The following is a 23,262-nucleotide window of genomic DNA, read 5'->3' as shown; positions in this document are numbered from 1 at the left end:
TACTATAAATGAATATTGATAAAACGCTTCAAACTGCACAGCAGCAGGAAGCGACAAACCAAGGTCAAGGCGTACAACAGCCTTTGCCCTTGGCGTTTATCAATGGACAAGCCTTTACTGAACATCCTGAAGACTTATACATTCCGCCAGATGCACTAGAGCTGATTTTAGATGCATTTGAAGGACCACTGGATTTGCTGCTGTACTTAATACGTAAGCAAAAGTTCGATTTGGTTAATTTGCCTGTTTATGAAATAACCAAGCAATACATGTTGTACGTTGACATGATGAAGGACTTAAAGCTTGAGTTAGCGGCTGAGTACCTGTTAATGGCTGCGATTTTAGCCGAGATAAAATCTCGTTTACTGCTGCCTAAACGAACTGACGCAGAAGAAGACGAAGATGATCCGAGGGCTGAGCTGATTCGGCGCTTACAGGAATATGAACTGATAAAAAGCGCGGCCCAAGAATTAGATGCACTACCTCGTTTAGAGAGAGATGTGTTCAGTGCTCAAGCGCAAACCAGTGAATCTGTTGCACCGATTAAAATTCTGCCGAAAGTAAACCTGCAAGATTTGGTGACGAGTTTTCAAAATGTATTGCAGCGGGCCAGTGCTTTCGAGCATCACTCTATTGCCCCTGAGGCGTTATCGACAAGGGAGCGGATGGCACTGATTTTAGAAAAGCTCAACAGTCATGAATTCACCGGCTTTGATTGTTTGTTTCAGGCCAGTGAAGGCCGCGCTGGTGTTGTGGTGACGTTCCTTGCGGTACTCGAGTTGTGTAAAGAGCAGTTAGTGGAGCTGGTACAAAGTGAGCCAATGGCTAATATTCATGTGAAATTGCACGCAGGAGAGCCTCAGTAAGTGGCAAAAATATCTTCGGTACAATTGAAGCAATTGATAGAGGCCGCGGTGTTTGTATCAGATGCACCGGTTAGCCAAGAACATTTGCAAGATACGGTGTTAAGTGGCCTTAAAGTGACTAAAAAAGCACTCAAGGAAGCCATAGAAGAATTACAGGTAGAATATCAATCTCGCGGTGTACAGCTGGTTGAGGTAGCCAGTGGCTATCGCTTTCAGTCAATGGATAGCTTAGGACCATGGTTAAGCAAGCTGTGGCAAGAGCAAGCGCCACGATATTCAAGAGCTTTGCTGGAAACCTTGTCGATGGTGGCCTATCGCCAACCCATCACGCGAGGTGAAATAGAAGATGTACGTGGTGTGGCGGTAAGTAGCCATATCATGAAAACCTTAATAGAGAGGGATTGGGTGAAAGTGGTAGGGCACAAAGAAGTGCCGGGACGCCCAGCCTTGTATGCAACAACAAAAGGATTTTTAAACTATTTCTCGTTAAAGAGATTGAAAGACTTACCCAGTCAAGATGCCTTCGATGCGAGTAATAGCCAGGATGAACGCCGAGTTATTACTGAGCCTGATGACACTAGCCATCAGCAAGTCAGCACAGCACCTGTGCACAGCACTAAAGGTGATAACTCATCAGGCGAGCAATCAACGACAGAAGAACAAATACCGTCAAAACAAGCAGCGTCAGACCAAGCACAAGAGTCTAAGCTTGATAATACTGACAACCCTAATCAAAGAGAGCAGTTACACTAATGAGTGAAAAATTACAAAAAGTCCTAGCCAATGCTGGTGTGGGCTCCCGTCGTGAGATGGAAAAATGGATAGCCTCTGGGCGCATTTCGGTTAACGGAAAAGTCGCCACCTTGGGAGATCGCGTTGAGCCTCTAGATCAGCTTCGCGTTGATGGCAACCTTATCACCGCTGCGGCAAAAAGCACGATATGCCGAGTATTGATGTACAACAAACCGGAAGGTGAGTTATGTAGCCGAAAAGATCCACAAGGTCGCCCAACTGTATTCGACCGTTTGCCTAAGATTCAAAATGGCCGCTGGATTGCGGTAGGGCGCTTAGACATCAACACCAGTGGTTTGTTGTTATTTACTAATGACGGCGAGCTAGCCAACCGTTTAATGCACCCTAAGCATGAAATTGAGCGTGAATATGCGGTGCGTGTATTTGGTGAAGTGGATGACGACATGATTAAACGCCTTAAGAAAGGTGTTGAATTAGAAGATGGGGTCTCTAAATTTACCGAAGTGCGCAAGCGCCCAGGTGATGATGAAAGCCTAAATAGTTGGTACAACGTGAGCCTATCTGAAGGGAAAAACCGTGAAGTTCGCCGATTGTGGGAGTCTCAAGGCTTGCAAGTTAGCCGCCTAATTCGCGTACGTTACGGTACCTTGAATCTACAAAATCGGCTTCCTCAGGGCGGTTGGATTGAGTTGCCACTGACTGACCTGAATACGTTGCGTAAAAGTGTGCAATTGGATTTGGAGCAAGAATCGCTGATCGAAGACAAGCAAACCAAGCTAGACCACGTTCGCTTGAGTCGCATGCGCCGTTCAGTGCAAAAGCACAAGGTTAATCAAGGTCGTGCCAAAGCAAGACCGAAAAAGAAGTAGCACTCTCTTCACTTGATATTGCAGGGTGCTGTTCACCGCGCGTAGCAGCGCTCTCAAAATCGCCTATAGCGGCAGAATAATGGGCGGGTTGTCACTATCACTGACAACTCGCTTTGCTACTAACTCCACTTAAACTATACCCATTACGTGAACCATACCTCCTGCGCCGTTCATGTCTACTTAACGGGCGCAATTTCAACTTTAGCTGAAATTCAGCCTTGATTTGCTGGTTGGCGTCATATGCGCTTCCTTAGAGCCTATAGCGTCGCTAGCTGCACACCAATTGCCCCTAAAACCAAGGCATTTAGGCGGTTAAACCAACGCCAAGAGTGATGTTATTCCATCCAGCTCATACATTTCGATGTTAAGCGTCTCAACCTTATATGCCGCTCAACCTGATAAAGCACACGACAGACGCGAGAATCACAATAATGACGAACCACCTTTTTTCCTGCTGCCAATGCCCAGCGATATTACCCATGCAAAATGATAGAAAATAAAAGAAAGACACCCATTTTAAAAATTGTGAATCTACACCTCTAAACTAAGCTTGATAGGTGTTCCATTTGATCAAGTTGATGGTTGTGCCTCAGTCGCGAAAAAGTCAAATCAGTTTAATCGATACTCCTATTTTATTCACAACATCCATGTCGTTCACTTCTTCGAAGCCAGCTAAAGCTGTTCAAATTTTATTCCCGATAAATTTGTCATTGTATTTCCCGCTGTGTACGGCAGTCATTCTTATGCGGAGTAGACGCGCATTCCGGTCACAGTTACGAGCATCGTCGTAGCTGGGTAGAAGAACGTTTGTTGTTTTTATCTTTTGTATTCGCCATCGATAGCGCGGCTACCGTATTTGTGCCTATGCAGTGATGAGCAATCACACGCATGTGGTGCTTTGTGTAGATAAAGCATTGGCAGATAGCTGGGACGCTAGAGAAGTTCTTCGGCGTTATCACTATGTTCACAGAGGCACCTTGCTGACACAGAAATTCATGAACGGCAAAGTGCTGAGCCAAGGCGAGTTAATCTCGCTTGATGACACCGTTGAAATATACAGAAAGCGTTTGTACGACATAAGCTGGTTTATGCGTGACTTGAACGAGTTTATTGCCCGTGAAGCCAATAAGGAAGATGGTTGAACCGGCCGATTTTATTCGCCGCCATCCTTGGCGCTCTCCCTTCGGGCCAGCTAAAGCTGTGCTGGCGTGTATGGCATACGTTGACCTAAACCCTATAGGCGCAAAAATGGCAGAAACACCCGAAACGGCAAGTCACACCAGTATTAAAAAGCGGATCGACGCGGCTAAAAATCAACAGTCGCAGCCTAGCGCCTTGATGCCCTTTGTGGGCAGCTATCGTGAAGAAATGCCCAAAGGTCTCGCGCGCGTATTCACTTAATGATTATTGCGAGCTTATAGATACTACAAGCCGCTGCATTCGTGATGATAAGACAGGGTATATGGATCATAAGCAAAGTCCTATCTTAGAAAGACTCGAGTTAGGCACGGTGCAGTGGCTAACCCTATCCACGGAGTTCGAAAAGCATTTTTGCTACGCCGCAGGTGCGGAGCAAATGATGAACATGTTCAAGCGTCATACCCACCATCAGCGACTGCGAGGGATGACTAAGGCCAGAGAGCTTCTGACGTCAGCTTAAAGACGTCTGTAAATACTTCTATAAGAATTTAAAAACAAAAAATATCGGCTTATCGCCTGGCATATTCCCATGCCTGAAGCTCTGTAAATTCGATGTTTATTCCTTAATAACCCTTTGAAGTTCGTGTAAATAGCGCTCGTTTTTAATATGAGGTGCTCGCACTAAAACAATTGGTCTCTTTTATGAATTAAAAGTGAGAAAGACGAGAGAACGACCTTTGTGATATTTAGCTTGGCTGTTCATACAAAATCTTTAACTTGGATGTCCATATAAAAATTGCTCGCACTAATACAATTGGTCTCTTTTATAAATCAAAAGTGAGGAAGACAAGAGAACGATCTTTGCAATATTTGGCTTGGCTGTTCAAATAAAATCTTTAACTTGGATGTCCTTATAAAAAATTATCCGAGGAATAGTCGGTTTTTCATCATATCGTCTATTGTGCCTAGATTAGACTTTTGGTGATATGGCCTGATTATTAGTGATGTTATCACTGTAGTGAATATTCTGGGGCTGATGCACTAATGGAGGCGCTAGTATAAAAGCGTGAATTGCGCTTTTTAAACCTCACATTTTTATTAAGACTTAGATGTTATTTGGAATAAATTTATGATCACGCAGTTACCCGAGAGTAAAGGTTCCACCATTGGTATAAGAGTCAGTGGGAAGGTTGACCAGACACAAGAGAAAGAGTGGATCAATACGTTTGATTCACTGATAGCGCAGCACAACAAAATCAATGTATTGGTCTTAATTGATGATAATTTCGATATTGGCTTAAAGGCAGCATTTGAAGATATAAAATGGACGTTTGGCCACCTTGAACATATGGACAAACTTGCGCTCGTATCTACCCGTCGTGTGATTAAGTGGCTAGTGGAAATTGATAGTCCTTTTGCCAAAATGGTCAACATTGATGAAAAGTACTTTGATGTAAACGAGCCATCAAACACAAAGGTAGATGAAATGCATAACACCGTTTTACTAAGCGAAATATTTGGTTGGATGTCATTGATTAATATTGGTTTGCTGAGTTTGGCTACATTGGCCTTAATCTGGATCGGAGAGCGCATCACATCTGTTCATAGCAGGCTTTTTAGCATCCCAGAACGTCGATTAAAAACCATGTATATGAATTACTTAGCGCATTATAAATTACTCATTTTTGTTTTTAACTTGGTGCCGTATATTGCGTTGAATATTCTCTTTTGATTAAAAAAGTACTCTAAAATTCAGCGATCAAAAACACACTAACATTACTTTGCACACGCTAAAAAAAGCTCGATTAAAGTGAGTAAGTATTAATCGAGCTGTGAAGGTCTCCAGATTAATATTGAGACTCGTCGGTCAAAATGGACTACTGAGTCTTAGCCTTGCTCTGTTCACTGGGACTTTCATTCTCTTCTTGAGCGCTTTGTAACGGCTTGTCTTCTGCTTTAGGGCTCACAGCAGTAATTAAACTTTTATTTTGCGCTTTGCTAAGTGGGTAGATACGACTGATATTGCATCTAAATCTATGGTTATCTGGCGTGAAAACGCTATCAAAGCCGGCGCTTAAAGTGTTGGGTATCCGCGAGTACACAAGCAAGGCTGGCGAGTAATTTATATCGTTACAACGCATGGTGAGCTTCACCAAGTACGAGCGAAAAGGGGACGTCCGCAGAATAAGATATTGGTCGCTTAATGATACCCAACTGTCTAAGTCGAATGCACTGATGCTGTTGCGCGCTTCCAGTTGTTCGCTCGTAATAAACTTTTCAATAATGATGGACTTTTCAGGATCAGATAATCGATTCGTCGCACAGCTTGCTAACGTGAGCAGCGTAACCATCAGTATCAGGATATGTTTCATAGTCACTCCATTTCGATTTAAAATTTTACGGTTATCGGTAAGAGTTTCTTTATGGCCAATAGTTTCTCACAAAACGCGTAAGCTACAGATTGTTACATATTTTCTTCGATACAGGACAGCTTAAGGCCATTGGTTATTTGGGTGATTCTAGTAATCAATTCTTATTTTACTTCGAACAAGAAATTAGGCTAATAACATACAGGTGAAAAGGTTAAAATATTGACCTCTCGCTTGAGTCGCTATAGGCTACTTGCGCTTTAAAAAACGATAAATATGCATAAATTTAAGGATAAATCTAAATGAAACCAAAAGCGGTTTTACTCTTTTTCGCACTATTCTCAACTAGTTCAGTCATTGCAGCTTCGCCAAATTGGGATTACGTTCAAGGCGGATATTATACTGCCGATGTGTCTGATTTCGACGGCTTTGATCCTACAGGGTTTGGTATCGGTGGCGCTAAATCGCTTGGGAATAATGTATTTGTCAGAGGCAGCTACAGCATGCTCAGTGATGACTTATCTGGCGGAGATGTGGATTTTGATCAGGGTTCAGCAGAACTAGGCTATCGTTACAAAATGTCTAGCTCTACCGATTTATACGGTACGGTCGCGTACCATTATGCTGAAATTAGCGCGAACGGTTCTGGAGGCAGTGCAAGTACAGATACAGATGGTTTTGGCGCTACCATAGGCATTCGTTCAATGGTAACCAATAAAATTGACTTAGAGGCAGCGGCAGGCTTTCTCCGTTTCGACGGTGACAGTGAAGCAATCACCTCGATAGCGGCAAACTATTTCTTTCACTCGAACGTTTCTGTTGGGATAAAATTCACCAAAATTTCAGATGTAAGCACGTTAGGCGCTGTTCTTCGATATTCGTTCTAACTAGCGTTCTAACGCTTGTTTAAAGAGTGTTTTAACTGCTGCTTTAAATGAGGTACAACTCTGGTTTGCTTGCCGTTTCCCACGTACATACGGGGAAACGGCGAATTTCATCGCCAGTATAAACTAGTCATATTTTACTTTATATGCCGTTTAATGGTGGCCAATAAGGCCTGTTTCTCAACAGGTTTAGAAATAAAGTCGTTCATTCCAGCCTCTATGCAGTGCTCTCTGTCTTCGACAAACGCATTGGCTGACAAAGCAATGATAGGATTCGTAAAGTTCATTTCCCTTCTTAATTTTTGAGTAGCGGTGATGCCATCCATTACAGGCATGTGCATATCCATCAAAATTAGGTCATATTGTTCGAAAATACAGGCCTGCAATGCTTTCTCGCCGTCAGTGGCAATAACGATTTGATAGCCCGCGCCTTCAAGCATGACTTTGACCACTTCTGCATTAATTTCGTTGTCTTCTACGATCAGAATTTTATGTTCTGGCTGTTCCTCTTCGATAGAGGTGTGCTGGCGAGAATAGAAGTTTTGCAGCTTCTTTAAGTCGCTCTCTAACTCTTGCCTTACAATAGGTTTTGCATGGGTGCGCCAAATCAAATCACGTACAGATGTAGAGCAGTCAAGATGCTCTATGACCGCCGATACAATGATGATATGCGGTAGCTTGCTTAATTGCCGATCTCTTAGTGTTTCGACCACATCCACACCGGTTATTTCAGGCATCGACAGGTCAAGCAGCAAAACGTCGAACTGAGATATATCGCTAGCTAAGAAGTCTTCTGCATTATCGAATGTGTTAGGTAAGCACCCTAAAGACGTGACGATATGCTGAATATACTCTCGACTGGTTTGTAGATCGTCCACAATTGCACAGCGTAATGTTTGTTTCGAATAAATATTTTCGACCTGTTTGTCATCGATTTCTATCGGTACGGAAAACGTAAAGCAACTGCCTTTGTCCACTTTGCTTTGTACGGTTAATTTGCCGCCCATCAAGTCAGTCAGTTGTTTGGCGATAGATAAACCTAGACCCGTGCCACCGTGTATACGGGTAGTTGATTGGTCTGCTTGTTCGAATTTATTGAATATAGTTCGTGTCTTTTCAGGGGGGATGCCCATTCCTGTGTCTTGCACATCGATTGTTAACCAGTGGCGCTTCTCTGTGACAAACACCCCAATTCTCAAGGTCACTGTGCCTTGTTGCGTAAACTTAATCGCGTTACTTAATAGGTTGTGTAAAATTTGCGCTATGCGAGTAGGATCTCCCACAATATACGCAGGCAGATTGGTTTGTTTTTGATAATCAAAGGCTAATTTTTTTAAGCGACAATTAGCCGATTGTACAGAGGTTACGTCGTCCATCAGTTGTAACAAATCTACAGATGTGCGCTCAATACGTAGTTTACCTGCTTCAATTTTCGATAGATCAAGGACGTCATTGATCAACACTAACAGTTGCCTACCGGCATTTTTAGCTTTCTTTAAATATTCCCCACTTTTGTGAGGATTATCAATGGCTAGTTCCATCATACCGAATAAACCATTCATGGGCGTGCGAAGTTCGTGGCTCATGCTGGCAAGGAATTCCGATTTAGCTTTACTTGCATCAATAGCTTCTGCTTGCGCTTTTTTAGATGCCGATAGAGCGTCTTTTAACGATGCCAGCGCAAACGTGATTTGTTGCTCCATCGGTCTGAAAATAAATATGGCCTCACACAGTAGTAGCAGTAAAGTGAAACCCCATAAAAACATTTCTATATTCTCAACGCGTTGAACCCTGGCCGTTGCGGCATCTTCAAAGGCCTTTACTGCCTGATCAAGTCTCAATAGTAATGCATCACTATTTTGTGCATCAAAGTGATGTGGTGGAGCAATGCAAGTGGAGTCAAGATTTAGGAATGTGTTTGCTTCATCTGCATATCGCATGCTTGCCAATTCTAATGCGTGCTCGCCATAGTATAAGTCGTGTATCGAGGGAGGAATATTAGGCAAATTAGTTAAATAAACATGGTTGGCTTTAAACTGACTTAGCGCGCTTTTTAGGGTGTTTTTGGTAGCGCTAACCGTTAGTTCATCATTAGGGCAAGTTGATAGGCGATATATGGAAAGGGCTATCCGTTGGGACAACATCCTTTGTTGACCGGCTACGTTAATCACATATGCATCAGTAGCTTGTGCGTTGAAAATATATTTGAGGGTCAGAGCTGAACCACTGACAGTTGCGGCAACTAATGAGAGGGCTAATATGTAACGTGCGCGAATCGATAAGCCTGCCTTTGCTGCCAAAATCCTTGCTCCTGTGGCCTATGTTATTTAAGCGAAAGCGGTGTTCGCTTTCACATAGGTTCTCAAAATCGTTCGTTTAAGTCCATGAGTTATAAAAGCGGATAGCAAAAATAAGTATCACTTACCTATTTACACCACGCAGCACCAGTCTAAACCCGCCTGAAAATATGAGCAATTAACAAAAACAAATCAAGGTTAATAAATTGGTCGAATAATGCCCGCTGATTAAATAGGCGGGTGGGAACTTTATGTCACTTTAGTCTCGTCGCAATGACACTTCTTGAATATAAAATAAGCATGGCACAGGAAAAGATCCATATCAGATTAGGTGCAGAAACAGCTGTCGCTGGGCTAGCGACTACACGAGATAAATTGAACCTTAAACTAGAGTCAAATTGGCTATCTCTGCCACCCGATAGCGGTAATAGAGTTTGGTTATAAGAGAACAGTCCTGAACCTGCCTTACCATTATTATCACTACCATCATTTTCCCAGATAAAAGTTTGAAGCCAATTCGGTTGGGGCTCAACACCGCCGATGCTAGGACCGAAGTCTTGCAAGAAATCATTCACGCTGTCTGAGAAGTCAATGGAAATTCGTTGGCTAAAATACAAGTCACCTTGGGGAGTTTGGGTTTCAATATTTTCGTTATCGCTCAGGTAAAGCGAGTCTGTTACAGGCTTATTAAATTGATCTAAGCCGCTGTAATATTCTAAGTACTCATTGGTATTCCAACCGCTATGCAGCGCGTTGTAGTCGTTTTCACCAGATATTGAATAGGTTTGATTGGCGATATTGATACTCGAAGCCAGTGCGCCAGGTCCATAATCGATATTATCCCACCAGTAGAACGAGGTTTCTTCACGACCGTGAGAGGCGCGCTCAACATCCATCAAAAAATAACCCGTTATCTCAACGCCAATTAATTCGATTGGATCCCACACTTGACTGGCATTGTTTTCTACTTGCGTTACTTGGCCGGTAAATGCGAATTTCATCATTGAAGCTGCGGAGGAAAATGATACGAATAGTATTGATATGAGAGGTAGCAATAAAGATCTTTTCATGGTTATTCCTTAAGCATAGAAAGTGCTATTAATGTACGTAATTGCAATTGACTTAGCGAGCTGGTCGCATAGCTTTGTTAGCATATTTTGCTATTAAAAATGGATTTGTTAGCCTCAAAACGCAATACACCTTGTGGAGTGTATTCTTACCGATTATCCAGTCTTCGGTGAAGTTATTACTATTTACAATGGTAATAAAACTTTTCGCGTCATCATTTCGGACCATAATTTCGCGTCATAATAATGTTGCTTAGGTTAAACTAAGCGCAAAAGGAGAACACTATTTGGTTATATGAATGAAACTATCCCGTAACTTCCCGCCTGAAGATGTCCTTGCTGATGTGAATACGCGCTGCCCATTTTGCCAGCTGGGTAATAGGTGTTTGAGCGCTCAAATTAAGAATGCTCAGGTGAAAAGTGTTCTGGTTGATGGGGTTTCATCTAGGACTATAAATGCTGGTGTTTCCATTGATCAATTACCTCCTGAGAGAGGCATGTCTTTGTCGCCTGCGCAATCTGCACCCTGTTGGTGTTTTGCGCAAAAAATACCACAGTCTCTGATTGATTTGGTGCCAGCTAGCAGTCAACACAGGCATTGCATTTGTCAGCGCTGTGTTAACGCTTTTGAAAGTGACCCAGTGGCTTTTCAGCAAAGGTATTGCAGTGGTTAAACTAGTGGTTAATCTCGGAACTGTTTTTCATATAACCCCTTCCCATTAAACCTATGGCGCTAAAGAACCTAAATAGTCTCTTAAGCGGGCATAGTGAATAGTGTAGTGTTGTACGTCACGGCCACACGTCCAAGTACCATTGGCCTTTAAAGGGAAAGGCTTATATCAAGCCTTCACTTTGCAACTTGCTGTGTAGCGCCTTGATGTGGTCGGGGCCAATTTCACAACAACCACCAATGATAGAAGCACCGTTTTGCACCCAATGCATTGCATGAGCAGCGTATTGTTCTGGGCTCATATCCTTGCGCATTTCTAATTCTTCTACTGTGTCGCCAGGGTATAACGCATCGATCGAGACAAAACCATTTGCGTAGGCCCCTATTTTCGCATTCGATTGTTGCATTAAAGACCAACAAGCGCTGATGGCCTCTGGTAAGCTGCAATTGAGCATTATGGCATCTGGCGAAAGTGCTTTTAATGCGTCCAGTGCGTCTTTTAATAATTCGCCGCTGCGCAGCTGATCTGGCTCAGTGTCACTGACTGTAAACGCTACCCAAACGGGTTTGCCGCTTTCTTTGGCCGCCGTGCAGGCCGCTTGGGCTTCACAAATCGACGACATTGTTTCGCAAATAAAGATATCACTGCCAAGCGATTGCAATGCTACCAATTGACGGTAGCTCACCAGCGAGTCTTCAAACGATAAAGACACTTCAGGGTGATAGCTTGCCACCAACGGCGGCAAGCTACCGGCAATCATTACATCATCTCTTTGGGTAAGCGCAATCGCTTCTTGAGCGGCGCGCATCGCCGCATCATGTAAATGCACAAATTGCTCAAATTGGTTTTCACGCTTAAGGCGTTGTGGGGTAGCGGTATAGGTGTTGAGTGTAATGACGCGAGCACCGCTGTTGATAAACTCCCGATGTAAATCTCTGACTAGCTCTGGTTCATTAAGCATAATGTCAGCCGACCACATAGGGGTGACGTCGCGGGAACTTCGGCGCAGTAATTCTTGGCCCATGCCGCCATCTAGTATGGTAATTGTACTTTTACTCGCACTTGTACTCGCACTCATTAAACTTCCTACAATTTGAATATTGGTAACGTCACGAAACAGCACCACATGATGCCTTATTTCGGTGTTAAGTTCAGTGGGTAACGATGCGTATTTTTGTCATTGGGTATGTCATGAGTGTCAATGCGCTATTTAATCTACTTAGCGTGTTTTGGCGGGGCCAAAATTGGAGTCCACGTTTTTCACAGCGCCAGTGTTGGTCGAGGCTAATGAAAGCGCTTGGTCTAAGTCTATACAGGGCACCATTTTATAGGTAAATTAAGTAAGCTTGGGGTTTAGAAATGTTGTTATTTTCTATAGGGTGATAAGTGGACCTAGCATTTAAATTCGGCGTTAAAAATCAGTGTGTAAATTTTGAAAGAGGGTGAATAGAAAATATGAATCAGAATACCGAAAGCGGATCGAACCAATCTGTCGCGGCCAAAGGGTCAGGTTGTACCAACACGAGTTGTTGTCCACCTTCTAGTCCATTTGTGCGAGCCACATCAAAAGTAGGGCGTAATGACCCATGTATCTGTGGGAACGGACGTAAATATAAAAAGTGTTGCGGTAAAAATGCCTAATATTAATTCGAGTAAGTAATTACCCACTCAGCGTAAATTCAAAAGGGACTGGCCAAATCGTTTGAATGATAGCCGTTAAAATATAAAGATACCCATGAAACATTCGAGCGTTTTTTGTCGTGGGTGTATCTGATTAGGCGATTCTCTTAAGCAATCGATTAATATGGAGGAAGCACTTGAAGAGGCCGGAAACGCCTTTGAATGTGTGAAACTTGGAACCGGTGGCCACGATTTATTGTTGCACTATGATGAAGTGACAAACACGATAGCAATCTGGTTTAGAAACCACATGTGAGTCAGCAATGAGGAGCAGAAAAGTCTCATGCATTCTTCGATTATATGAGGTTCTCGTTTCGGCCCTGATTCAACTTTCCTTAAGAGCCGTCAGGTGGGAGTGCTCTTAATACCTCGCAAGAGGGCTTGCTCTTGATACCTCGCAAGCGGACTTGCTCTTAATAGCCCGCAAGCGGGCTGACGAGGTCAAACAAATTGCTGTTGTTGAAAAGGCTGGCGTCTTTGCTGGTCAACGTGGCGGTTTGTGCATCTACACTGACTACGGTTAATACGTGTTCGTCTTCGTTGGTCAATGTGTTGAACATATCACCATTTTGACCGGGTATGGCTTCGCTTTTAATCAGTTGAAACCTGTCTCCGCTTGCGACGCCCATTTCACTACCAATATTAATCACTATCTGTTGATTGTTTTTGTGAATGATTTGGCCAAGTGATTTCTGGCAGGTGAGAGTGTTGCTGATATCAATGACCGCGCTATTGATCGTGTTCAATACGACGCGGCCGTAATCGCTGCGCCAAAAAAGGCTATTGTAAGTATCGACCGGGTAGGTGGCATCAAAGCTCCAATCTGCTTCGCCATGATAACTTTGATTCACCAGCATCTTGTTGTTAAAGGCATCAAATAAATACAGTTGCATAGTGAAGTTGCGCCTAAGGGCCACATCATCGCTGATCAAGCCTTTAGTGGTTTGCTCAAAAAGACTAATGTCTCTGATATAGCCAAACAGCACAAATTGGCTGTGATATTGATTTGCCAGATGACGAGCGGTCTGGGAAATATACCCAAAGGTAGGCTCTTGCAGCACGCTTTTAGGAATAAATACCTGATTAATCAGTTGTACTTTTGCCACCAACTCATCCGAGAATAATTGCTGTTCTACACGTTTACTGACCTGTGGCCCTAGATCAAAAATAGCGCCGTAACTGGCTTGAGCAGGTTTTAGCACGGGCAGTTGGGTAACAAGCAAAGCGCGCATGTAGTTGTCATGGCTACAGTCAAAAAGGGGTTCAATATCGACTTTCACGTACACGTGTAAAACATCATCGATAACTTCTTCACTGAGAATTTCGACGCGCCTGATTTTACCTTCACTGCGCAATTCGGTTTTGCTGCTTTGCAATAATCCATCGAGTGAAATGTCTTTGGCGGTGATCATGATGCCATGCTGAAAAGAAGCATCGGCAATGGCATTTTTAATCGCCGCCGCGCGAATAACGTTAAGATCAACCCCATCTACGGCCAACTGTGCATTCCCTTGGTACCATACCGCTAGGGTTTGCTGACTGTATAAACCAAGCGCGAGAAGAGGAAGTAAGTAAGCAAAAAGTGCTCGGCGTAACGCGTTCATTTATTCTAAAATACCGAAAAGTTTGCCTAACAAAGATGACTCTTGATTGTCTTGTTGCTCGCCTTTGCCGCTAAATTCGATACGTGAATTACCCACTTTTACGGAACTGACGGTGTTGTCGTTGCTGATATCTGTAGGGCGAATCTCCCCGGAAAAACGGATGAATTCTTCACCTTTATTTAGCGTCATCCACTTTTCACCGGCCACGAGTAAATTTCCGTTGGGCATGATTTCAAGCACGTAAACCGTGACATCACCTTCTAAGGAATTGTCTTGCTTGGTTTCTGCTGAGCTATCAAACTCGTTTTCTTGCTCAAAATCCGCATTAAGTTTATCACCATTGATTTGCAGCGGACCTGCTTTCACGGTGACAGGATCAAGTGTGAAATTACCGCTTTTATCTCGGCTGTAATTCAAGGTTTTCTTGGACGAGGTCTTCTCAGCCAATTCAACTAATATCATGTCCCCTACACGGTAACGATTATTGCGTTGATACAAACCGACTAAGTTGTCGGGATCAAACAGCGAACCAGTAGGTACTTTAACCGCAGGGAAAGGGTCGACTCGCACCGGTCGAAATTCAGGGTTTCCGCGCTCAATTTCGGTCTTCGTCGGCTGAATAGCGCGTTGCTTCACATTGGGGTTAGTAGGGCTACTGGCGATAACCTGTTCTTCATTCGATACGGGGGTACTGCAAGCCGTGACAAGGAACATCACAGATAGCATTAAGACTCTGATTAACATGACTTTAACTTCAAATAGAAAGCGAATAATTATGTTCGCATATTCGCTTGAAGCTTGTCTGTCTGACTTGTGTCAAGGTTGTGTAATGAAGGGTCAACTTTGCAAAGATAGGTAAATTATCTGCTTGGTTCTGGATTAGTCTGGTATGAGTGACATTGCTATGAAAATTAAATAATTACGTTAATCAGGGGACAGGGTGAGCATCATTGATCAATTCTCGTTAAGTCAATTTACCGAGCCAAACACATCAGTACTATCCAATGTACCCAATGATACGCAATCAACAGAAAATGAAACTGCCTTATCTTCACTTGGAAGCGGCACAGGGGTTGGTGCGTATTTTGCGGATATTTTGGCTAGCCTGCAAGGCTCAGCCAGCGAATTCATGGGGAATGATACGGCTAACGCCATTACGCAAAAAGCGACTTCAACAGCACAAAATAGCAGCTCTGGTGACTCCGTTTTGACTACCGGGCTAGCCTCGGGCGTGGCGGCTACAAGTCTATTTTCCTCACTTTTATCGGGTAATAAAGAGACCGATGGTAGCGCTGCGTCATCTAACACCATCGATGCGTCGTCGAGTGCTATCGCCTCAGGTAGCTCGCTTATCAGTGCTGCTTTAAGTGCAGATGAAAGCATCGCGAAAATTCAGCAACAATTGATGGCCTCTCTTAATGCTAATTTGTTCAGCGGATTGCTAGGTGATGGCGCAATCACTGACGGTACTGGGGACTCGACGAGCGGACTACTCGCAGGCATTGGCACGTCTTTTTTGGACGACTCACTTTCGGATGAGTCACTTGCCACTATGCAGTCAAATTTATTGACCAGTTTGCATACTAGTTTGTTTAGTGGTCTGACTGACTCAGCCAGCAGTTCACAAACTACCACGGATGAGTCTAGCCTCTTAACTGCGTCAAAGAATACCGTGACGGATGTTCAGGCCAGTTATTCGTTCTTACAGAACATGAGTGAGCTGTCTTTTGGTGAGGATGGATTCGGCTTAAATGAATTTTTTGATACAGTAAATATTGCACAGCACGTGCCCATTGTTTCTAGTGTTTACCAAGATATGACCGGCGAAGCGATGAGCGCAGCGGCCAGTTTGGCAGGTGGATTTTTATACGGTGGTCCTACAGGCTTAGCCTTATCTGCGGCTGATTTGATGGTCAAAGGGGTAACTGGCTCAACGGTCAGTGATGCGATTGTCGATTTCGATTATGCAGGTACGTTCTTCGGCGACAACATAGAGGCGTCGGCCGCACAAGAAGCGTTAAAGACCACAGAAGAGCCAATTGAAGAATCGACGAATGCCTATCAGTTTGTGTCTCGTCTTTTCTAAAAGCGCTATCTTTAGCCGTATTATTTGAAAGCGACCCAAGCGTAAATTAAAAATACGCATGATGATTGCATACGCAAAGAGACTACCATTTTCATTCGCGCTAAAAAGTTGGAGTCTCTATGCCTAACACCGAACCATCTGCTCATTCATCTTCTGCTCATGCGTCCAACTTAACTGATCATCAGCCCCAGTCACCGGTGAAAATCCAAGCGCCAAGCTGGTGCAAAGATGCGGTTATCTATGAAATCAATCTCCGCCAATTTACCCCCGAAGGTACGTTTAGCGCGGCTGAGGCGCACTTGCCACGTTTAAAGCAACTCGGTGTAAGTATTTTATGGCTCATGCCCATTCATCCTATCGGTAAAAAAAATCGTAAAGGCTCCTTGGGCAGTCCTTATGCTGTGCAAGATTACTTCGCGCTAAACTCTGAGTTTGGCGATCTTGATGATATGTGCCATTTTGTTGAAATCGCACACGAGTTAGGCTTTTACGTCATCGTTGACTGGGTGGCAAATCATAGTGCTTGGGACAATATTTTAGTTGAACAGCACCCCGACTGGTACGCCAAAAACCACGAGGGTGATTTCACGCCTACGCCTTGGTGGGACTGGGACGATATAATCGATTTTGATTACTCTGTACCTGAACTTCGTGCCTACATGGCCAGCGCAATGCGTTACTGGATTAAGGAAACCGACATAGATGGCTACCGCTGTGATGTCGCTGGGTTCGTTCCCCAAGACTTTTGGGCCCAAGTGCGTGAGGAGCTAAGTGACATAAAGCCAGTTTTCATGCTGGCTGAATGGGAAGCCCGTGACGTGCACTACGACGCATTTGATATGAGTTACGCGTGGTCGTGGAATGAAGCTATGCACGGCATCGCCATGGGAAAGCTACCGCTGAGTAAACTTTACAAATATTATTCTTGGAATGAAAAAACTTACCCCAAAGCATCAATGCGGATGACCTTTGTCAGTAATCACGACAAAAACGCGTGGGACGGAACGCAATTTGAGCAATTCGGCGATGCATTAGCGTGCGCCATTGTGCTGTCAGTGCTGGGGGAGGGAATGCCGCTGATTTACAATGGCCAAGAAGCTGGTAATCCAAAACGTTTGGCTTTTTTTGAGCGCGACCCTATCCATTGGCGTACCCACAAAATAGGTGATTTTTATACTGATTTGATCGCCCTAAAAAAAGCGCACAGTGCCTTGCACAATGGTCAGTGGGGCGCACGTATGATCCCTGTGATGAACTCCCATGCCGACAAAGTGTTCAGTTTTGTACGCCAAGACGAGACAAGTAAAGTGCTGGTGCTACTTAACTTTAGCGGCGAGTCACTAACGGTATCGCTGTTATCGAATATCGCGTTTGGGCGAGTTACCGATTGGTTGAGCGGTGAGCGAATAGAGCTGACAAATAGGTGTGAATTAAGTCTAGGGGCGTGGGGATGGCAGGTTTTTACGTCGTGACCTAAGCGCTGATTAGCCAGCGAAATACCAGCGTCAGAATTAATGCGTTAAAGGGCGATTAATCTCTGAAAAGCGTTCGATAATTTGGCATAATCCCTCTCTTTTTTATTTAAAGGTACGTGCGCTGCTCGTTATGTCCAAGTCTTCTAAACTGTTTGCCCAAGATGGCATTTTATCTCAAGCGATCCCCGGATTCACAGTACGCCAAGCGCAAACCGATATGGCGAATGCGGTAGAAGAGACTATCGAGCATAAATCCCCACTGATTGTTGAGGCGGGTACCGGCACAGGTAAAACCTTTGCGTATTTAGCGCCAGCATTACAATCGAAGAAAAAAACTATTGTGTCTACGGGGACCAAAAACCTGCAAGAACAGCTCTACCACAGAGACTTGCCCTTGATTAAAAAAGCCATCGGGGTAAACGGCAAAATTGCGCTGCTAAAAGGGCGTTCAAACTACTTATGTTTGCACCGCCTGCGTCAGCACGGTGGCAGCAGTACCTTACTTGACAAAACAACCATGGTGGAGCTGTCTGATGTGCGCCGCTGGGCGACATCGACTAAAACCGGCGACATGGGGGAAATGAAAACCCTCGCCGAAGATGCCAAAGTCTTACCGTTTGTGACTTCTACGGTGGATAATTGCTTAGGTAAAGATTGCCCCGACTACGAAGACTGCTACATGATCAAAGCGCGGCGCAAAGCCCTCGATGCTGATTTGGTCGTGGTCAATCACCATTTGTTTTTTGCTGACATGGCGCTAAAAGACACCGGCTTTGGCGAGCTTATTCCAGAAGCTGATGTGGTCATATTCGATGAGGCTCATCAGATACCGGATATTGCCAGTGAGTATTTTGGTGAAGCGCTATCAAGCAGACAATTGCACGACCTAAGCCGTGATTTGGAGCTGGTGTATCGCACGTCTTTAAAAGACGCTAAGCAGTTACACAGCGCCGGTGAAAAATGCAAAATGATCTCTGCCGACTTACGTTTATTGTTTCCCGAGCAAGCGCAAAAAGGGAATTGGCGAGAAATGTTGGCGCGCAATGATGTACAAACCCAAATCAGTAAGTTGATTGACTCGTTAGATGTGTTGTACGAAGTGATCAAATTGCATTTGAGTCGCGACAAAGACTTAGACAGTATTTTTGAGCGAGTCAGTGATGCCAGAATGAAGCTAACGCGCCTCACCGATGCCAACCAAAAGGGCGTGAGCTTGTGGTATGAAACCACCATGCGCCATATAGTGTTGCACCTAACACCGTTGAGCATCGCGGCGAAATTTTCTAAAATAGTCTCAACCCCTGAGCGTGCATGGATCTTCACTTCAGCCACATTAATGGTCGGTGATGCTTTTGATCATTTTCAGCGACAAATGGGCTTGCAACACGCTAAAACACTTTCGCTGGATAGCCCTTTTGATTACCAAAAACAGGCCATGTTGTGTGTCCCGCGTTTTTTACCTGAGCCCAATGCCAGAGAAATGCGGCAAACCTTGTTGGATATCTCCCTTAAGTTAATAGCGGCCAGTGGTGGGCGGTGTTTTTTATTGTTCACCAGTCACGCGACTTTGCGCGCCATTGCCGGCATGTTGGAAGACAAGGTAGACAACCCTATTTTAGTGCAAGGCACAACGACTAAGCGTGCGCTTTTGGAGTCATATGTAAAAAGCGACAATGCTGTGCTGCTTGGCACTGGTGCATTTTGGGAAGGGGTGGATGTCAGAGGTAACGATTTAACGTGTGTTTTGATTGATAAATTGCCTTTCGCCTCACCGGATGATCCCTTGTTACAAGCGCGAATTGAAGATTGCCGTAAAGCCGGTGGCAACCCCTTTGGTCAGTTGCAAATCCCTCAGGCTGCGATTGCGTTAAAACAAGGGGCAGGGCGCTTAATTCGGGATGAAACAGACAGAGGGGTGCTGGTCATTTGTGATAATCGACTGGTGACCAAAGACTATGCGAAAACGTTTTTACGTAGTTTACCTGATATGAAACGCACGAGACATTTGCCAAATGCATTAGCCTTTCTTGAAGAGATCCATGAAGATGCTCAGCAAGCGAAGAAAGTACTTAAGGCCGCTAAAAAAACAGCAGATAATCAACGTCGGCAAAATGCAATAAACACAGGGGATCGAGCTAATGAAGAGTTTGTCTCTCAAGAAATTACTCATGACAGTAGTCGAGACGTTAGTCAAAACGTTAGTCAAAACATAGCTACCGGTACCAACGATATTTTAAAGAAGGAAGCACAATGAATCTGTTGATCATTGATACCGCAACAGAGGCTTGCTCAGTTGCACTTACTAATAACGGCCAACAATTTGACCAATTTGAAATTTGCCCTCAGCAACACAGTCAACGCATTTTGCCTATGATCGACGGTTTATTAAAAGAAGCCAGCACCACCCTAAATGAGATTGACTATTTAGGGTTTGGTCAAGGCCCGGGCAGCTTTACTGGGGTGCGTATTGCTACTGGAATTTTACAAGGTTTAGCCTTGGGCACAGATTTACACGTGGTCGGTGTTTCTACGCTTGCTGCTATGGCCCAGCAGGCGATAACCGAACATCAAGCGCAAGATGTATTTTGCGCCATTGATGCACGAATGGGGGAAGTGTACTTTGCTCACTATCAAGCGCAGAACGGCTTGGCAATGTTGATAGGCAGCGAGCAGGTCTTGCCCCCAGAGGAGGCTGCTGAAATCCTTGCGCAGAAATCCACTTCATTGTCGTTTGCTGTTGGCACCGGTTGGGCCGCCTATGATGCGTTACTGGCTGCATTAAATGATGAGCGTAAACCAACCATACTTGAAAGCGTGCTTTACCCCGATGCGAAATATATGCTGCCGTTAGTTGAAAATGCTGCAACAGCTGGGTTTGCCAAAGAGATCGAACAGGTAGAGCCAGTGTACCTGCGCGATAAAGTGACTTGGAAAAAACTGCCTGGGCGCGAATAACAGGCTTGGCTGGTTAATAGGTATGGTGTGTAAAACTGCCTAGGTGCGAGAAACTGCCTAGGTGCCAAAAACTGCCTAGGTGCTAAAAATAGCGAAGTCACTTAACCGTATGGCGAATAGTCAAGCCTATTAAACCTGTGCTATAAATAACAGATGGCAAATAAGCTATTGCCGAATCGAGTGATGTCACTGCTCGATACAGAATTTGTTTTCAATTGATAAGAGAGCCACGTGAGAGTCGAATCGTCCGTTAGTGCCCTGCAAAGTCCATTAAACGACAAAGCAGTAAAGCGTAATAAGCAACAAGACAATGCCCAACAAGACGTGGCATCTGCTCTTGGTGGCGCTAAAGACGTGCAAGAGATTATTCGCAGTGGCTCGGTGGAAGCATTTGATCAGGCTGAGACATTTCGTCAGCAAGCCAGCTCTGATGATAGCTCAACGTTTAGTTCACAAAATGCGATTGATACCTACCAGAGTGTGTCCAAAGAAGAACGTCGCAATGAAATTCAACAAATGCTAGGCGTTGATACCTTCGCTTGAGCGGCTGGCAAAACCCGATCACTGTTAATCTCGTTCAATAATTCTGCTCCACGTTCCTCGCGTTCTGACGCTCTTTTGTCTTGATTAACCCCAGCTACTGTAACGTTTTGATACAAGCCTTTTAACTATTGTTAAGTTCTGCTTTAACCCGAACTGTAGTATCGTTGTTTCAATGATGTATTTTTGTCGAGGTGGTTATGTACACTAAAATCGGTTTCCTATTCGTTACTTTGTGGTTAGCGGGTTGTTCAACACTTCCTGAACAAATTCAGTTGCCTGATGAAACAAACTTGATTACTTATCAAGAAGCCGCTTCAAAGTCCAAAGAGGTATTGGGCCAGAAAGCCCGCTGGGGCGGGATTATCGCTAAGGTAGAAAATAAACCCAACGATACCCTAATCGAAATGGTTTACTACCCGTTACGCAGTTATGGCCGTCCACTACAAAGTGATGAGAGTATCGGGCGTTTTAGGGTTTACGTGAATGGCTTCTTAGATCCTATGGTGTACAAAAAAGGTCGAACCATGACCTTTACCGGTGATTTTGTTCGTTTAGAGAAAGGTATGGTAGGCGAGCATGAGTACGTATTCCCAACACTTGCTTCAACTGGCTATTACTTATGGAAAGAGATTCAGCAAGTTGATATGAATATGATCAGCGTTTGGCCTTATGATTACTGGCGATACGGTTGGTATAATCGCCCGTTTAATAATCGAGTGTTTTTACGCAGCACTCATCGCACTAGAAGTAGCCCGGCGAGCTCTAAACCCTCTGCTAAAACCAAGAGCAATTAGTGTAACGTAACTTGGTTCAACGCTAGTTGACGTAAAGACAGCAGAGCAAACGGCTACTCACGTTATACCTTTTAATATTAGGTATTCTTGATAGCCGTTTTTTTATGGAAGATTTATGCAAGCAAAAAGTACCCTACACAAGAGCACCCAAGAAAAGAGCACGACAGCAGTAAGGTCACAAGAACTAAGCTCACAACAATTAAGTACATTAGAAGCCAATGTGAGTGACGTGGAATTTCCTTTACGAAATATCACGCTGCGTGGCCTAGCGTCCGGTGACCCGTCAAAACCGTTAATCGTTGCCCTGCATGGTTGGCTTGATAATGCCGCCACCTTTAAACCTCTGGCTGAATATTTATCGGATTATTATGTCATTGCACTGGATTTCGCTGGTCACGGTAAATCCGATCATCGCAGTAAAGATGCACATTATCATTTGGTGGATTTTGTTTACGATGTGCATGAAGTTGTTGAAACGCAAGGCTGGGATAATTTCATTTTACTTGGGCACTCTATGGGCGGAATTGTCGGCTCAATGTACACCAGTTGCTTTCCCGAGAGAGTGAGTAAGTATATTACGATTGAATCTTTAGGGCCTGTTACTAAAGACAGTGAAAGCAGTCCTGAGCAATTACGCGAATCCATTGAAAGCCGGCTCAAAGGTGCAGCAAGTGAAGGTAAGCACCCGAGCAATAAGCAAAGCGTGATCCGCGCAAGAGCGATCGCGGGTGGTTTTTCTGATGAGTGCGCTCGTTTATTAGTTGAGCGAAATCTGTGTGAAGTAGAGGGGAAACTTGAATTCACCACTGACAGGCGCCTGAGAACATTTTCTTCATTACGATTGACCGAAGGCCAAGCGCAAGCGTTTTTAAAAGCTATTACTTGTCCGACCATTGTAATCATTGCTGATAACGGCTACGAAATTATGAAGAAAACCGCCGAATTACGAATAAACTTGTTAAAAGATGCAAAATTACTCAGCGTTGTGGGCTCACATCATCCACATTTGGATAATACGCAATCAGTTTCTGAGCATATTTTGCACTTCCTTCGCGAAAATTAACTATTTATAGGTAAAATGTTAATTATATGTAGGGATCTGCGTTTATCTTTACACGGGCTTTGGGTATTATGCGGCGCAATAAGTAGTATAATATCGTCGACCGGCGCGCTTGGGCGTTTTTCTTTGGTCGAGGTAGCGCCGAGGAG

The 23,262-nt window shown here is 44.2% G+C and carries 20 protein-coding genes and 1 pseudogene; 15 read left to right on the top strand and 6 right to left on the bottom strand.

What is annotated here, in order from left to right:
* Positions 1 to 8 precede the first annotated feature (8 nt).
* The 5 genes and pseudogenes from PATL_RS14445 to PATL_RS22945 all read left to right on the top strand — a co-directional run bounded on the left by PATL_RS14445 (position 9) and on the right by PATL_RS22945 (position 5,360).
* Entirely contained in the window at positions 9 to 866 is an 858-nt protein-coding gene (locus tag PATL_RS14445; RefSeq protein WP_011575593.1) for a segregation and condensation protein A, read from the top strand.
* The gene (gene scpB, locus PATL_RS14440; RefSeq protein ID WP_011575592.1) at positions 867 to 1,619 is read left to right on the top strand and encodes an SMC-Scp complex subunit ScpB; all 753 of its coding nucleotides are present in this window, start codon (positions 867 to 869) and stop codon (positions 1,617 to 1,619) included.
* Complete coding sequence (gene rluB, locus PATL_RS14435; RefSeq protein ID WP_006992007.1) at positions 1,619 to 2,488, top strand: 23S rRNA pseudouridine(2605) synthase RluB; 870 nt, start codon at positions 1,619 to 1,621, stop codon at positions 2,486 to 2,488. The genes scpB and rluB overlap by 1 nt, the downstream gene beginning before the upstream one ends.
* A 702-nt stretch (positions 2,489 to 3,190) precedes the next feature.
* A pseudogene (locus tag PATL_RS22950) lies at positions 3,191 to 4,148 on the top strand (transposase).
* A 609-nt stretch (positions 4,149 to 4,757) separates the two neighbouring features.
* Complete coding sequence (locus PATL_RS22945; protein WP_011575590.1) at positions 4,758 to 5,360, top strand: STAS/SEC14 domain-containing protein; 603 nt, start codon at positions 4,758 to 4,760, stop codon at positions 5,358 to 5,360.
* A gap of 145 nt (positions 5,361 to 5,505) precedes the next feature.
* Here the strand turns inward: PATL_RS22945 and PATL_RS14415 are convergent, their stop codons facing one another.
* Positions 5,506 to 6,000 carry a DUF6491 family protein gene (locus tag PATL_RS14415; protein ID WP_041713904.1) on the bottom strand — a complete coding sequence of 165 codons (495 nt, stop codon included), beginning with the start codon at positions 5,998 to 6,000 and terminating at the stop codon, positions 5,506 to 5,508.
* Between the two features lie 299 nt (positions 6,001 to 6,299).
* Between PATL_RS14415 and PATL_RS14410 the strand changes: the two genes are divergently transcribed.
* Positions 6,300 to 6,884 (top strand): outer membrane beta-barrel protein, encoded by a 585-nt coding sequence (locus PATL_RS14410; protein WP_011575588.1) that lies wholly within the window; start codon positions 6,300 to 6,302, stop codon positions 6,882 to 6,884.
* A 134-nt stretch (positions 6,885 to 7,018) separates the two neighbouring features.
* Here PATL_RS14410 and PATL_RS14405 read toward each other — a convergent pair whose 3' ends face one another.
* Complete coding sequence (locus PATL_RS14405) at positions 7,019 to 9,181, bottom strand: response regulator (RefSeq protein WP_011575587.1); 2,163 nt, start codon at positions 9,179 to 9,181, stop codon at positions 7,019 to 7,021.
* A gap of 251 nt (positions 9,182 to 9,432) precedes the next feature.
* Positions 9,433 to 10,248, bottom strand: a complete 816-nt coding sequence (locus PATL_RS14400) for a hypothetical protein (protein ID WP_011575586.1) — start codon at positions 10,246 to 10,248, stop codon at positions 9,433 to 9,435.
* Between the two features lie 296 nt (positions 10,249 to 10,544).
* Here PATL_RS14400 and PATL_RS23095 point away from each other — a divergent pair, with 296 nt between their 5' ends.
* Positions 10,545 to 10,919, top strand: coding sequence for a cysteine-rich CWC family protein (locus PATL_RS23095; protein WP_011575585.1), 375 nt, complete (start codon positions 10,545 to 10,547; stop codon positions 10,917 to 10,919).
* A 160-nt stretch (positions 10,920 to 11,079) separates the two neighbouring features.
* On the opposite strand, the gene PATL_RS14390 is transcribed toward PATL_RS23095, so the two are convergent.
* Positions 11,080 to 11,994 (bottom strand): homocysteine S-methyltransferase family protein, encoded by a 915-nt coding sequence (locus tag PATL_RS14390; RefSeq protein ID WP_011575584.1) that lies wholly within the window; start codon positions 11,992 to 11,994, stop codon positions 11,080 to 11,082.
* A gap of 377 nt (positions 11,995 to 12,371) precedes the next feature.
* Between PATL_RS14390 and PATL_RS23090 the strand changes: the two genes are divergently transcribed.
* On the top strand, positions 12,372 to 12,557 hold the full coding sequence (locus tag PATL_RS23090; RefSeq protein ID WP_011575583.1) for an SEC-C metal-binding domain-containing protein: 186 nt from the start codon (positions 12,372 to 12,374) through the stop codon (positions 12,555 to 12,557).
* 452 nt (positions 12,558 to 13,009) lie between these two features.
* On the opposite strand, the gene PATL_RS14385 is transcribed toward PATL_RS23090, so the two are convergent.
* Positions 13,010 to 14,200 carry a flagellar assembly protein T N-terminal domain-containing protein gene (locus PATL_RS14385; RefSeq protein WP_011575582.1) on the bottom strand — a complete coding sequence of 397 codons (1,191 nt, stop codon included), beginning with the start codon at positions 14,198 to 14,200 and terminating at the stop codon, positions 13,010 to 13,012.
* Positions 14,201 to 14,944: a flagellar basal body L-ring protein FlgH gene (locus tag PATL_RS14380; protein ID WP_011575581.1), complete on the bottom strand. Its 744-nt coding sequence runs from the start codon at positions 14,942 to 14,944 to the stop codon at positions 14,201 to 14,203.
* Between the two features lie 196 nt (positions 14,945 to 15,140).
* Between PATL_RS14380 and PATL_RS14375 the strand changes: the two genes are divergently transcribed.
* The 7 genes from PATL_RS14375 to PATL_RS14345 all read left to right on the top strand — a co-directional run bounded on the left by PATL_RS14375 (position 15,141) and on the right by PATL_RS14345 (position 23,116).
* Complete coding sequence (locus PATL_RS14375; protein WP_011575580.1) at positions 15,141 to 16,286, top strand: hypothetical protein; 1,146 nt, start codon at positions 15,141 to 15,143, stop codon at positions 16,284 to 16,286.
* A gap of 119 nt (positions 16,287 to 16,405) precedes the next feature.
* Positions 16,406 to 17,758 (top strand): alpha-amylase family glycosyl hydrolase, encoded by a 1,353-nt coding sequence (locus PATL_RS14370; RefSeq protein WP_011575579.1) that lies wholly within the window; start codon positions 16,406 to 16,408, stop codon positions 17,756 to 17,758.
* A gap of 133 nt (positions 17,759 to 17,891) precedes the next feature.
* A complete protein-coding gene (locus PATL_RS14365) occupies positions 17,892 to 20,015 on the top strand; it encodes an ATP-dependent DNA helicase (protein WP_011575578.1) in 2,124 nt (707 codons plus the stop codon).
* Positions 20,012 to 20,716: a tRNA (adenosine(37)-N6)-threonylcarbamoyltransferase complex dimerization subunit type 1 TsaB gene (gene tsaB / locus PATL_RS14360; RefSeq protein WP_011575577.1), complete on the top strand. Its 705-nt coding sequence runs from the start codon at positions 20,012 to 20,014 to the stop codon at positions 20,714 to 20,716. Before PATL_RS14365 ends, tsaB begins: the two co-directional genes overlap by 4 nt.
* A 231-nt stretch (positions 20,717 to 20,947) precedes the next feature.
* Positions 20,948 to 21,259, top strand: coding sequence for a hypothetical protein (locus PATL_RS14355; protein WP_011575576.1), 312 nt, complete (start codon positions 20,948 to 20,950; stop codon positions 21,257 to 21,259).
* Positions 21,260 to 21,456: 197 nt separating this feature from the next.
* Positions 21,457 to 22,053, top strand: coding sequence for a Slp family lipoprotein (locus PATL_RS14350; protein ID WP_011575575.1), 597 nt, complete (start codon positions 21,457 to 21,459; stop codon positions 22,051 to 22,053).
* 115 nt (positions 22,054 to 22,168) lie between these two features.
* Positions 22,169 to 23,116, top strand: a complete 948-nt coding sequence (locus tag PATL_RS14345) for an alpha/beta fold hydrolase (protein ID WP_011575574.1) — start codon at positions 22,169 to 22,171, stop codon at positions 23,114 to 23,116.
* Positions 23,117 to 23,262: the final 146 nt, after the last annotated feature.

The sequence above is a fragment of the Paraglaciecola sp. T6c genome (genome assembly GCF_000014225.1).
Classification (GTDB): domain Bacteria; phylum Pseudomonadota; class Gammaproteobacteria; order Enterobacterales; family Alteromonadaceae; genus Paraglaciecola; species Paraglaciecola atlantica_A.
Note: the sequence above shows the minus strand (reverse complement) of the source record. Positions and strands in the feature narration are given on the sequence as shown.

Coding starts and splice junctions, on each gene's coding strand:
- PATL_RS14385 (WP_011575582.1), bottom strand. CDS start 14,200: ATGAACGCGTTACGCCGAGCACTTTTTGCTTACTTACTTCCTCTTCTC.
- PATL_RS23090 (WP_011575583.1), top strand. CDS start 12,372: ATGAATCAGAATACCGAAAGCGGATCGAACCAATCTGTCGCGGCCAAA.
- PATL_RS14400 (WP_011575586.1), bottom strand. CDS start 10,248: ATGAAAAGATCTTTATTGCTACCTCTCATATCAATACTATTCGTATCA.
- PATL_RS14390 (WP_011575584.1), bottom strand. CDS start 11,994: ATGAGTGCGAGTACAAGTGCGAGTAAAAGTACAATTACCATACTAGAT.
- PATL_RS14350 (WP_011575575.1), top strand. CDS start 21,457: ATGTACACTAAAATCGGTTTCCTATTCGTTACTTTGTGGTTAGCGGGT.
- PATL_RS22945 (WP_011575590.1), top strand. CDS start 4,758: ATGATCACGCAGTTACCCGAGAGTAAAGGTTCCACCATTGGTATAAGA.
- PATL_RS14410 (WP_011575588.1), top strand. CDS start 6,300: ATGAAACCAAAAGCGGTTTTACTCTTTTTCGCACTATTCTCAACTAGT.
- tsaB (WP_011575577.1), top strand. CDS start 20,012: ATGAATCTGTTGATCATTGATACCGCAACAGAGGCTTGCTCAGTTGCA.
- PATL_RS14345 (WP_011575574.1), top strand. CDS start 22,169: ATGCAAGCAAAAAGTACCCTACACAAGAGCACCCAAGAAAAGAGCACG.
- PATL_RS14370 (WP_011575579.1), top strand. CDS start 16,406: ATGCCTAACACCGAACCATCTGCTCATTCATCTTCTGCTCATGCGTCC.
- PATL_RS23095 (WP_011575585.1), top strand. CDS start 10,545: ATGAAACTATCCCGTAACTTCCCGCCTGAAGATGTCCTTGCTGATGTG.
- PATL_RS14415 (WP_041713904.1), bottom strand. CDS start 6,000: ATGAAACATATCCTGATACTGATGGTTACGCTGCTCACGTTAGCAAGC.
- rluB (WP_006992007.1), top strand. CDS start 1,619: ATGAGTGAAAAATTACAAAAAGTCCTAGCCAATGCTGGTGTGGGCTCC.
- PATL_RS14380 (WP_011575581.1), bottom strand. CDS start 14,944: ATGTTAATCAGAGTCTTAATGCTATCTGTGATGTTCCTTGTCACGGCT.
- PATL_RS14365 (WP_011575578.1), top strand. CDS start 17,892: ATGTCCAAGTCTTCTAAACTGTTTGCCCAAGATGGCATTTTATCTCAA.
- PATL_RS14445 (WP_011575593.1), top strand. CDS start 9: ATGAATATTGATAAAACGCTTCAAACTGCACAGCAGCAGGAAGCGACA.